An 11,910-nucleotide genomic window follows, 5' to 3' on the forward strand; every position below is an offset into this window, starting at 1 on the left:
AATGATTACGTACTTTTTCCAAAAACAAAACTACATCGACCAGGTGGACGATGCCCTGTACGGCTCCTTTGTTGAGCATCTTGGCCGCGCTGTCTATAGCGGCATCTATGAACCTGGGCATGCCACGGCAGATCAACACGGCTTTCGGCAGGACGTGGGGGAACTGGTGCAGGATCTGGGGATTAGCACCGTACGTTATCCCGGTGGTAACTTTGTCTCGGGCTATAACTGGCGTGACGGCATTGGCCCGCAAGCCGAGCGCCCGGTCAGGCTGGATTACGCGTGGCTGACGAAAGAAAGCAACCAGTTTGGCATCGATGAGTTCGCCACCTGGTGTGAGAAATATGCGGTGACGCCAATGATCGCCGTCAACCTCGGCACAGGTACGCCGCAGGAGGCCGGTTACTTTATTGAATACTGTAATCTGGCGTCCGGCACTGCGCTCAGCGATCTGCGCATCCAGCATGGTCGGGAAACGCCGTATAATTTTAAACTCTGGTGCCTGGGTAATGAGATGGACGGCGAGTGGCAAACCGGGCAGCTGAGCGCGGAGGATTACGTTAAAAAAGCGCGGGAAACGGCAAAAATCATGCGCTGGGTCGACCGGGATATCAGGCTGGTCGCCTGTGGCAGCTCTAACTCGTTACAGGCCAGCTACCCGGAATGGGATCGTATCGTTCTGGAAGGGCTCTATCATCAGATCGATTACCTTTCATGCCACCATTATTTTGAAAACAGCACCGGTAACCCGCAGGATTTCTTAGCGTCGTTCCAGAGAATGGATGATTTTATTCATACCATCACGGCCACGGCGGACTATGTAAAAGCCAAACTGCGCAGCGATAAAAAGATGATGCTGTCGTTTGATGAATGGAACATCTGGTCAATCGAAGGCGAACCGTGGCAGGATCACTTTATCGATCCCAACAACCTTTATCAGGAAGCGCCGCCCCTGCTGGAGCAGTCTTATACCTTCCTGGACGCGCTGACGTTTGGCGGGCTGATGTGTTCATTACTCAATCATTGTGACCGGGTGAAAATGGCGTCGCTGGCCCAGTTGGTCAATGTGATTGCTCCCATCTTTACCCGCCCCGGCGGCGAGGTGATTCGCCAGACCATCTTCTGGCCTTTCCAGATGGTGAGCCAGTATGGACGCGGGCACGCGCTGCGCTATTTTGCCAACGTTCCCACCGTTAACACGGTGCATGGCGAAACCCGGCAGGTACAAAGCGCGGCGGTGTACAATGAAGAGAGGCAGCAAATTGCCTTCTTTGCGCTCAATACACACGACCATGACGCAACAGACATCAGGTTTATGCTGGATGCGTTTGGTGAGGGAATACTCTCACAACATATCGTGTTAGCCGGCCATGCGCTGGATGCCAGAAATACCTTCTCTCAGCCGGATAATGTGGTGCCGCAACCCCGCACGCTGACAAATGAGCAGCGTCGCCAGAAACAGGTGTCGCTCCCGCCTCTTAGCTGGAACATGGTGCTGATCGATCTGCAATGCTGAACAGGGATAAACCCGCCAGTGTAGGATGTTTCTGGCGAAGGTGATGAAGCGGCGGAGCCACTCAAAACCCACTATCGCGTGGGTTTTGACCGAACTGGGCCGGGTTTATCAATCGCCTTACTCCAGGATTTCGGCCAGATTTACGATATAACGTGAGGAGATAAAGGCAATTGACCTTTTATCAAATTCCCGTTCATGACGGATATTGGATAATAGGTTCCAGTAAAAAACCTTCGCCCCATACGGCCGCAGCGACAATCGACAATCTGACAGCGCGTGGGTTTTTTATCATTGTTTATCGCGCCTTTCCGGAACCATGAACCCTGTTTATCGGGCCGACGTTCTACACATCAGAATAAATGTTTCCCTTAAACGAAATCCTGGCATGATGCTTTTTTAACAGCGCATATTGGCCTTTATTCGCTGTTGATCATTGATTAACCCGCTCGGCACAGGCATTCCTGACTATCGAACAGCCTGTGTTTTTTATCTGTTATTGACAAATGCAGTTAAATGACGCTCAGGCAGCCGGCACTTTTTTATCCACCACAAAATCAAACTTTGTTAAACCAACACTCTGGGCACTTGTCATCACGAAGGCCACTCGCCCATACGGGGTTCCCTGATCCGCATAGATACGGATATGCGGCGGTTCAGGCAGTTTTGCCGCATCCTGCAGCCGGGCTACAAAGGCGGCGTCATCGAGTGTTTCTTTATCCCAGGCAATATTCCCGTTGGCCGTCAGCGAGATATTCACCGATTTAATGTTCTTATCGACCATGCTGGCGTTAGCTTTGGGCAAATTGACTTTTACCGCCGGATTGATCACCGGCAAGGTAATCATAAAGACAATCAGCAATACCAGCATGACATCAATAAAAGGGGTCATATTAATATCATTGACCAGCGGATCGTCATCTGACTCAAACTGTGATTTACCTGACATACTCATTTTTCACGTCTCCTGAGAAGGCCGCGCTAAACTGGCTGACTGGCGCGAAATGGCTGAACAGGGCTCGACTGAGCTTTATCGCCAGCGTGCAGTTCCTCTACGTTAGACGTAATACGTGAGCCGGTAAGATAATAAGCGTGCAGGTCGTTGGCAAAACGCGCGATGGCGTGCTGAAGGGCGCGGTTGCGACGACTTATGGTGTTAAACCCCAGAACTGCCGGGATAGCCACGAAAAGGCCAAATGCCGTCATGATAAGCGCTTCGCCCACCGGCCCGGCAACGTGAGCCAGATCGGGCTGGTCGGCCATGCTGATGGACTGCAGCGCATGATAGATCCCCCAAACGGTGCCAAGCAAACCTACAAATGGCGCCGTACTGCCAATGGAGGCAAGGATCCCCAGGCCTGATTGCAGATTGGCAGCGCTGTCGTCGATACTGTTTTTCAGGGCGCGTGCCAGCCAGTCGCTAATATCCAGATTGTTGCTGATGCCTGCTTCAATCGTATATTGGTGGGACATGGCCGCGTGTCCGGCGATGGCAAGGTCGCGAAACGGGTTGTTACCGTTGGCACCCAAGGTATCAATGGCTGCCGGTAGCGTCTTTTGACTCCAGAATAAATGCTTGGTGCGGTGGGCTATCTTTTTCATGCCCGCGCCTTGTATGCATTTTATAACAATGACCGACCAGGACATGACCGACATAATTAGCAGGATAATGGCCACTGACCGGGTAATGATGTCACCCTGTTCCCATACATGTTCAATGCCAAACTCATTCATAATGCATCCTCAATTAGTAAGAAAAGCGCCCGCTCATCATCATCCTGCCCTAGCTGGATAATTTGAACGTGATGGGTTGAATCGTCATAACGGAAATCGCCTGGCCGTTTTCCATGTAAGGATTACAGCGTATTCGCGAAACGGCTTCCATTGCCGCCTGATCCAGATCGTCAAAGCCGCTGCTCCGTGCAATTTCGCGGTGTTTCACCGTGCCATCGGAGTTAATGATCAGGCGGATTAGCACCTCGCCCTGTTCCTGAAGCCGTTTCGCCCTACGTGGATAGTCCGGAGCCGGTACCTGGCAACCCACTGTGGCGACATTCCTGGGGGCAGCATTCGGTACGCTTTTCAGCATTTGCCCTTGAGACGTGGCGGGAATCGCCGTTCGTTCCGCCACTTTTGCATTTTGCACGGGTGAAGGTTTAACCGGTTCGACCGGGTGCGTTTTTTCCGTTAACGTTTTGTGTCGAACAACCGGCTTTGGTTTGGGCTTAGGCGGCACGACTTTTGGCTCAGGTGGCGGTACAACCGGCTTGACGTCATCCTGATCGATTTCGCGCGTGCTGTTATCGGCGGTCAGGACAGGTGGCGCTTTGACGACCTCCGGAACCGGTACGGGTTCAGCGGGCGCCTCGACCATGGTTGCTTCAATACTGGTTTGGGTCGCGGGATTAATAATATTCAGCGGATGGTATTGAGTGGTGTGGGTAATAGCCATGGCAATCAGTGCCAGGTGCAAGATAACCACCGCGCTCACCGCCAGCTTTGGCAGATTTTTTTTACAGGAACTCTGCGCGCCTTGCGGAGCAATCAGGGGAGCCGTTGGTATTCCAGGCACTGAAAGATGATCTTTGAAAATAAGGCGCTCTGCTTTCACTACTACCTCACGATAAATCGCTACTGCTCAATGATTCTCAGCAGCAGTTTCTGGAAGACTTATCCTGTATGTGCAACGAGAATGAAAAAATGACACCGGCCGGGGAAGAAAAAACGCAAATTTTTATGACGCAGCCGGCTCGATCCTGATCCAGTAATTCGTAGTACGAGTGATCGCAATCGGCATTGTTTGGGCAAGCGCGTCGAGCGTGTAGGGAATATTATCAAGCGGGAAGTTGCCGCTGACTCGCAGGTCAGCGACGGCCGGGGCGACGCGAATGACGGCAGGACTGTAATTTTTCAGTGAGTTAATCACGGAACCCAGCGTAGCATCTTTCACTTCCAGGCGACCCTGCGTCCATGCGGTTTCCTCATAGGGCGAGACGCCCAGCGGAATAAACGACTGATGATCGAACCACAGACCGTGGCCTGCCTGAACCTGCCGACTGTCACCGTTTCGATTGGTCACTTTTACCACCGCGTTCAGGACGGCCAGATGAATACCGCTCGATTCCTGCCGAACATGGAAACGGGCTTCCTGCGCAAGAATTCGCCCTGCGTGGGTGGCAATGGTGAACGGGCGTTGATCGTCGACCACTTCGGCAATGATGCCACCGGTGCGCAGTTCCACTTTGCGCAAGGTTTCATCCAGCGAAATATTCAACGCCGTGCGGGCATTCATATCCAGCGTGCTGCCGTCGTTAAGTTGGAACCTGCGCCGCTGTCCGGTATCGGTATAAGCATCGGATAACAGGTAGGGCAAAGGATATCGCTGGTTTAATATCAACCCACTGAACACACCTAACGCGGCAACGCCACAGGCTTTTTGCAGGAACTGACGTCGGCTTGACGGCGCAAGCAACGTCTGGCGCAGATTTTCTGTGGGTATACTGTGGTTTAGCGTCTGAATCTTACCCAACGTTGCTTCAATTTTTGCACAGGCGGCGTCGTGACGTTCGTCGGAATAACGCCAGCGCTCATACTGCCGGAAGTCATCTTCTGTGGCATCGCCCGAGCGTAACAGCACCATCCACTCAATTGCTTCCTGCGCGACGTCGTCGGGACGCTGGGTAAGTTTCATTTGTGATGTCCCGCCATCGGGTCAGATTGACCCTGAGCCACCAGATAACAATTCGTCAGTGCTTTAGCCACATATTTACGCACCATACTGGCTGATACGCCAAGCTCTTTAGCGATTTCAGCATAGGTCATGCCATCCAGTTGGTTGAGCAAAAAGGCCTTTCTCGCATTTACGGCCAGGCCATCCAGAGCGCGATCGATAGCCAGTAAAGACTCCATCACCATCTCCAGTTCTTCGGGCGAGGGGTGACAATGCTGTGGGCTATCCGCCAGAGCTTTGAGATAAGCCTGTTCAAGGTCGCGGCGTCGCCAGTTTTCATATAACACGCGCTGGGCCAGTGTCGTCAGCATGGCCCTCGGCTCGCGAATGTGGGGCAGTTCCGGAATTGCCGCCAGACGTAAAAACGCTTCAGAAGCGATATCTTCTGCCATGGTGCCGTAGCTAATTCGACGCCGTAATTTATCCGTCAGCCAGCGATAATCGCTGCGAAAAATAAGCGTTAATATATCTGAACGATCGGTCATGTCGGCAGGCATAATGTCCCCCATCTGAAAACTTAACACCTTTCTCAGCGCCTCAATAAAGACCGAGAAATGGAACCCACTTTCTACCTTGCGCTAAGGTGCAGCTTATTGTGGGAAAAACCTTTGCCTACCAAGCAAAAGAAAGGCCAATGTGTTTCCGGACTTTTCTTTTTTAAGTTTATTTTTTTTATTTATTACTATTCAGCTTGTTATAAATGCATCGTTACGCTCTGCCACTCACTTCTCTTGTGCCATCTTTTTGACGCTTGAAGGCCAGCCTCAGTAGGCTGCACCGCAAAGGTGCTGCGTTCATCTGTCGCTGACGGCGGAGACAAGACAGAACGAAAGACAAGAGTATGATTTTTTTTATTAACGCGTTTCATCTTCCTGACGTGAAGCGTCATTGATGCGAGTGTTGATTCACCAGAGAGCGCCCAGTAAAAGCTCACATCCAATTAAGCACCAGAATGGTGCGCTAATGCGTCGCCGTTCACTCGGCGTTGGGTTACACAGTGATGAATAACTTATAAATTAATTTTGAATTTAAATAGTTAATATTATTAATGTTTTCAAGTTAAGTGATTTTTTTCACACAAACACCCTAATGAGGTGTCACTTTTTAAATCTCATTGCACATACCTACTGAGAAGAATAATCGACTCATAACAATATGACGTAGTCCCTTTACCTTTTCTGCTGGAGCTGTAGCAATGAACGAAGCACCGCATCATGCAAAGAAAACGTATTTTACCCAAGGCCGTCTGGCGTTGGCGGTAAATATTGCCCTGGCCATTACTGCCTTTCCGCTACTTGCGTTGCAGGAAGGTTATGCTGCAGCGCCTGCGGCAATCAATTATTCCGTGCCTTCGGGTTCTCTGGAGCAAGGTTTATTAGCGATAGCCCGTCAAAGTCATCAAACCATCTCGTTCGATCCTAAACTGGTGGCGCCTTACCAGGCTAAACAGATTAAAGGTCACTTCACGCTGAAGCAGGCTATTTTGCAACAGTTGCAGGGAACGCCACTTTCCGTCACTACCACGCCTAATGGTACGCTGACTATCTATGCGATGAATCCCACCTCGCCGGTTAAACCCGCCTCAGATTTGCAAGCTGCGCAGGACAGCGGTCAGACTCTGCCAACGATTACCGTTAACGGTGAGGCAGAACGCAGCGAAGATGAAACGGTATATAATCCATCAATGTCGAGTTCTGCGACGCGCACCAATTTATCCCTGCAGGATACGGCACAGTCCGTTCAGGTCATCAGCCGCAAAGTGCTGGACGATCAGCAGGCCACCTCTGTGGAAGATGCGCTGCGTAACGTAGGAGGGGTCAATCTTAGTACCGGTAATCGCGGACAAAATGGCGTTAGCATCCGAGGTTTTGCCATCACCTCAGGTTCCACAGACGGCGTATCCAATCCCAGCAACGCGGTAAACGGCAGCCCTTTGGGTTACTCCAGTATTGATGGTGTTGAGCGTATTGAGGTATTAAAAGGACCACAGGCGGTATTAGCAGGAAACAGCTCACCTGCGGGTTCGGTTAACCTTGTCCGTAAAGCGCCGACGGCTTATCCACTGCATACAATAAAAGTCGAGGTGGCCAAATACGGCGAAGTCAAAACCGCAATCGATCTCGGCGGACCATTAAACGACGATAAAACGTTCCGCTACCGCCTTAATGCATCCACCATGCACTCCGATAACAGCTTCCCGGATTTTAATGGTAATCGTGCCGACTACCTTGCACCGGTTCTCGCATGGGAAGGGGAAAAAACACATATAAAAGTGGGCGCCGAATTTACCAATACCCGAAAATCAGGCCCTGCAGCAACTCTTTATAGTAACGGCCATATTTTAAAACTGCCTGAATACCGACTGGGTGATAAAGATGACCACTTCGCTCTTGATTCTAAAACTACCTATTATGAACTGAAGCAGGATCTGTCAGATAACTGGTCGTTTAACAGTAAAGCCGCTTATGTGGACAGCGTGAATAATTTCCGCGTTCATGAAGTTTACAATGCCGCGCGCAATGGCAATTTACTGAGCCACGAGCTGGGTATCAGACAGGACACCACGTCCTTAAGCCTGCAGAACGATATCCGGGGCAAATTCGATACCGGGCCATTAACCCATAATGTTCTGATGGGTTATGATTACCAACATACAGAGACCACCGACTGGGAACTTGCTCAAGGGCGAATCTTCACGACGGGAAATTATAACAATCCTGACAGCCTTTCTTTTCCGCCAATACCCGATCCAACCGCTAAAAACTATAATACGCTCGAACAACAAAAGGGAATTATTCTTCAGGACCAGATTGATTTCTGGAAAAAGCTGCATCTGCAATTGTCCGCCAAGCGAGCGCAATGGACGTCAAAATCGACAGCCTATGTTTCACCAACGCGCACTTTAATTACCTTTTCAGATGAAACGAAATGGGTGCCCAGCTACGGTGTGAGTTATGACATTACGCCTGAGGTCACCGTCTATGCTAATTTACTCAACAGTTTTCAGACAAGTGGATTGCTGGACCCCCGGACCGGAAGTGCATTTGCACCTTCCACAGGAAAATCGAAGGAGGCCGGCTTTAAATTCAGTCTGCTCGACGATAACCTGACGATTACGACGTCAGCCTTTGACATTATTCAAAAAAATCTCATTATTACGAATTTTGCCGGTCAACCAGTCGGGACACAGGGAAGGGAAACCAAAGGTTTCGATTTCGATTTAAATGGTCAGATATTGCCGGGCTGGAATATCACCACCAGTTATACTTTCTCTCAGTCAAAAGATCCCGACAACGCGGCACTTATCGGTTACCAAAGCAAAGTTGTGGGTCAGCCAAAACATACCGCGAGCCTCTGGACCACCTATGAAATACAGCAAGGAAAATTACAGGGACTGGGTGCGGGTGTCGGGGTACAGGCAGCAAGCAGTACCTGGAACGGTTACAGAAACAACTATTTTAAAGAGGGCGGTTGGGCCCAAACGGATGCCTCCGTTTTCTATCATCAGCCTAAATATACGGTGACGCTGGGCGTGAATAATATATTTAATCGCACGCTCTATTATTACACCTCAACCCCTCAGTTTATCAGTGTGAAACCTGACAGGACAGCACGTCTGACGCTGACTTATTCGTTCTGATACATGTAAATCACCAGAGTATACTAACGTGGTAAATAAAATCCCATCGGATGATAACCGTCCGGGTACGTGGCAATTAATCTATCCTTTCTGGATATCATCAGAGAAATGGCTGGCTATATTATTACTGGCTATCATCCTGACAATTAATTTTACCACGACCTATGCCTTTGTCGCATTGAACAGGCTACACGGAAAATTAACCGATGCACTGGTCGCACTCAACTGGCCGGTAATCAGCAATGTCATGATTGAAAGCCTGATTATCGGCGCGTTAACCACGGTATTGCCTTTGATAAGCGTACTGGCGATAAACTATCTCACGTTGCGATGGCGGACATGGATGACCGCTCGCTTTGTGGAGCGCTGGACAGAACATCCTGCTTATTATCAGTTAGAACGGGACAACGTTATCAGCAACAGCGATCAACGCGTTGCGGAAGATATCAATCTTTTTACCGACGTCACAATCAATTTATCGACCAACATTATTAATGTGCTGGTCAACATGGTCACTTTCACCATTGTGCTGTGGGGATTATCAGGCGCGTTATCCATTAGCCTGGGCAGAACAACATTATCTATTCCCGGTTACATGGTGATTGTCGTCTATTTGTATTCTGTTGCCCATCTCGCGCTGGCGCACTGGCTGGGTAAAGTCCTGATCGGCGTGAATATGAATAAACAAACGGTGGAAGCTGACTTTCGTTTCCTTGGCATGCAGGTTCGGGAAAACGCCGAGCAAATTGCTTTTTTTGAAGGTGGAGAGCGTGAACGGCGGCGGCTATTTTCGCGCTTTGAACGGGTGCGCGCAAATACCCTGCTGATGATGCGTAAGACGTTCAGACTCAACTTTTTCCAGAGCTTTTTTTCGCAGGTATTTTCGCCCTTACCCACGCTGCTGGCACTCCCGTTGCTACTGTCGGGAAAAATAACGATGGGCGGCCTGACGCAGATCACGATGGCCTACGGAACCTTGCTTAGCACGCTTTCTTTTTTCCCACAGGCTTATCAGTCATTTACCAACTGGATGGCGCTGTCCAACCGACTTCGTGATCTGCTCTGGGCGTTAAATAAAGCGCGCGATAAGCCCTCAGGAATTTTACTGAAGCACCAGGGGACGCGCCTGCAGTGCGAGAACCTGACGCTTCGGCAGCCAGATGGTTCGTTACTGTCCCATCTGCCGCACTGGCAGGTACAGGCGGGCGAGCGCTGGGTGATTCGTGGCCGTTCGGGCTGTGGTAAGAGCACGCTATTACGCGCCTGCGCCGGGCTCTGGCCTTATGGCGAAGGCACTATTATTGCCCCCGAGTCTGTTCGTACGCTTTTTTTACCCCAGAAAAGCTATATCCCGGTAGGCACGTTAAAAAGTGCGCTGACCTATCCGCTTGAACCTGACGTTTTTACCGATCAGCAGTGCCAACAGGCGTTAATTGACTGCTGCCTGGAGGCTCACGCCGCTTCGTTAACACAATTTGACCGCTGGCAGCAGGTGCTCTCCGGCGGCGAACAGCAACGGCTGGCGATGGCCCGGGTGCTGTTGCACAAACCCGAAATGCTGTTTCTTGATGAAGCGACCAGCGCGCTCGATCCGCAGACAGAAAACCGACTTTATCAGGCGCTTATCGACCAGTTGCCCAACTGTACGCTTATCAGCGTGGCACACCGTAAAGAGCTTGAACACTTCCACCCTCATATTCTCACGCTCACGGCCCGTTAATGAGCGTTAACGCTTGCAAAGGAAACACTATGACGCATAAATCCATTGTATTAACCGATCTTGAGCTTGATGTCTTTCTGGCCGATGCTCAGTTACCGGTTCTCGTCGATCTCTGGGCCCCCTGGTGCGCGCCTTGCCGAGCGATGTCGCCGATTATCGATAAGCTGGCCCGCAACACGGCGGGACATTTACTGGTCGCCAAACTTGATGTCGAAAAATATCCTTCCATCATGCAGCGCTTTAGCGTACGGGGCATTCCCACCTTATTGCTGTTTAACCCGGCTCAGGACCCGGTTCGGTTAGTGGGCGCTCAGTCTCTGGCTCAGCTCAACGAATGGCTTGCCAACCATCAGGTCGACATCTCGGTACCCACAGTGCACGTACAGCAGGACGAAAGTCTGGAATGGGGCAGTTTCTATGGGGATGACGAACTGCTCGCTTTTATTGCGGCACGTGTACTGCGACATGCCCGCGAGCGAGAGATTACCACGGGCCAGAGTCGCTACTGGATCGAGGGTAAAGGCACCCTTGCGGCGGCGATGGTCCATCAACCCGACAGTAATGCATTTGAACGTATCACCGGGCTTTCCGCTGCACTGGGCTGCCTGCTTGACCGTTGTGAATATCTCACGGTGGAACAGGTGGAAGGCCTGTTTGGGGCGTTACGGGCAGGTAAAGATTACCGGCTGGTGCCACCAGCGTTTATGCAGTGGTGGCTGAGCGATGGGTTCTTCCCCTGGGATAATCATCTGCGTGCGCCCGAGCTAATAACGCTACTGGCGCAGTGGCAAACACTGTGCGCTGACCGGTTTGCCGGACGCGAAACGACACCGCAGGCCTGGGCCGATATTGGCAATCTGGCATCTTCCCTGTTGTCTGGCTTCCAAACGTCAGACCGACAGCTGGAAAAGATAGTCGCCATGATGATCCAACATCTTTCACCGTTTCCTGTTACGACCGACGGTGAACGGTGGGACATCATCACGAAAAATATGAACTGGGCGCATTTCCACATTATGCAAATCCACTCAGGCTGGAGCGACGACGATCGCGCCACACCAGAGAAGCGAATGGGATGGTTTATGGCGAAAGAGCGTCAAACGCCGACGGGCAAGCTCACTCAGGGGGAGATCGCCCAGCTCAGAGAAGAATGGAAGTCGCTAAATGGTGAATTTATTAGTAAAGAAAACGCGCTTCATCAAAACCTGTTGCAGCTTGCGCTGCCAATAAGCACAGCATCGCAAACGGTTTTGAATCGCCTGCTTGCCGCGGCACCGGACCTTTAATAATGATGCATAAACAGGGGG

At 50.9% G+C, this 11,910-nt stretch carries 9 protein-coding genes; 4 read left to right on the forward strand and 5 right to left on the reverse strand.

Annotated elements, in window-relative coordinates; translation table 11 throughout:
• Position 1: 1 nt before the first annotated feature.
• The gene (arfA, locus tag AAIE03_RS04175) at positions 2–1,516 is read left to right on the forward strand and encodes an arabinosylfuranosidase ArfA (RefSeq protein WP_498562808.1); all 1,515 of its coding nucleotides are present in this window, start codon (positions 2–4) and stop codon (positions 1,514–1,516) included.
• Positions 1,517–2,036: 520 nt separating this feature from the next.
• Here arfA and AAIE03_RS04180 read toward each other — a convergent pair.
• The 5 genes from AAIE03_RS04180 to AAIE03_RS04200 all read right to left on the reverse strand — a co-directional run bounded on the left by AAIE03_RS04180 (position 2,037) and on the right by AAIE03_RS04200 (position 5,752).
• Positions 2,037–2,468 (reverse strand): ExbD/TolR family protein, encoded by a 432-nt coding sequence (locus tag AAIE03_RS04180; RefSeq protein WP_013026472.1) that lies wholly within the window; start codon positions 2,466–2,468, stop codon positions 2,037–2,039.
• A 26-nt stretch (positions 2,469–2,494) separates the two neighbouring features.
• A complete protein-coding gene (locus AAIE03_RS04185) occupies positions 2,495–3,247 on the reverse strand; it encodes a MotA/TolQ/ExbB proton channel family protein (RefSeq protein WP_013026471.1) in 753 nt (250 codons plus the stop codon).
• Positions 3,248–3,296: 49 nt separating this feature from the next.
• Positions 3,297–3,995 (reverse strand): energy transducer TonB, encoded by a 699-nt coding sequence (locus tag AAIE03_RS04190; protein WP_227008702.1) that lies wholly within the window; start codon positions 3,993–3,995, stop codon positions 3,297–3,299.
• Between the two features lie 252 nt (positions 3,996–4,247).
• Positions 4,248–5,204 (reverse strand): FecR domain-containing protein, encoded by a 957-nt coding sequence (locus AAIE03_RS04195; RefSeq protein WP_498562809.1) that lies wholly within the window; start codon positions 5,202–5,204, stop codon positions 4,248–4,250.
• Positions 5,201–5,752: a sigma-70 family RNA polymerase sigma factor gene (locus AAIE03_RS04200; RefSeq protein ID WP_019106564.1), complete on the reverse strand. Its 552-nt coding sequence runs from the start codon at positions 5,750–5,752 to the stop codon at positions 5,201–5,203. The genes AAIE03_RS04195 and AAIE03_RS04200 overlap by 4 nt, the downstream gene beginning before the upstream one ends.
• Before the next feature lie 974 nt (positions 5,753–6,726).
• On the opposite strand from AAIE03_RS04200, the gene AAIE03_RS04205 reads away from it, so the two are divergent.
• From AAIE03_RS04205 to AAIE03_RS04215, 3 genes are read left to right on the forward strand one after another with little or no spacing between them, the layout of a single operon-like run.
• Positions 6,727–8,883, forward strand: a complete 2,157-nt coding sequence (locus tag AAIE03_RS04205) for a TonB-dependent siderophore receptor (protein ID WP_282472785.1) — start codon at positions 6,727–6,729, stop codon at positions 8,881–8,883.
• Between the two features lie 28 nt (positions 8,884–8,911).
• Positions 8,912–10,603: an ABC transporter ATP-binding protein/permease gene (locus tag AAIE03_RS04210; RefSeq protein ID WP_498562810.1), complete on the forward strand. Its 1,692-nt coding sequence runs from the start codon at positions 8,912–8,914 to the stop codon at positions 10,601–10,603.
• A 29-nt stretch (positions 10,604–10,632) separates the two neighbouring features.
• Positions 10,633–11,889, forward strand: coding sequence for a thioredoxin family protein (locus AAIE03_RS04215; RefSeq protein WP_498562811.1), 1,257 nt, complete (start codon positions 10,633–10,635; stop codon positions 11,887–11,889).
• The last annotated feature ends 21 nt before the right edge of the window (positions 11,890–11,910 follow it).

The sequence above is a fragment of the Pantoea sp. Ae19-2 genome, assembly GCF_059801205.1.

Bases quoted from the DNA above. Each gene is read 5' to 3' on its own strand.
- AAIE03_RS04185 (WP_013026471.1), bottom strand. From the start codon at position 3,247: ATGAATGAGTTTGGCATTGAACATGTATGGGAACAGGGTGACATCATT.
- AAIE03_RS04200 (WP_019106564.1), bottom strand. From the start codon at position 5,752: ATGGGGGACATTATGCCTGCCGACATGACCGATCGTTCAGATATATTA.
- AAIE03_RS04195 (WP_498562809.1), bottom strand. From the start codon at position 5,204: ATGAAACTTACCCAGCGTCCCGACGACGTCGCGCAGGAAGCAATTGAG.
- AAIE03_RS04180 (WP_013026472.1), bottom strand. From the start codon at position 2,468: ATGAGTATGTCAGGTAAATCACAGTTTGAGTCAGATGACGATCCGCTG.
- arfA (WP_498562808.1), top strand. From the start codon at position 2: ATGATTACGTACTTTTTCCAAAAACAAAACTACATCGACCAGGTGGAC.
- AAIE03_RS04215 (WP_498562811.1), top strand. From the start codon at position 10,633: ATGACGCATAAATCCATTGTATTAACCGATCTTGAGCTTGATGTCTTT.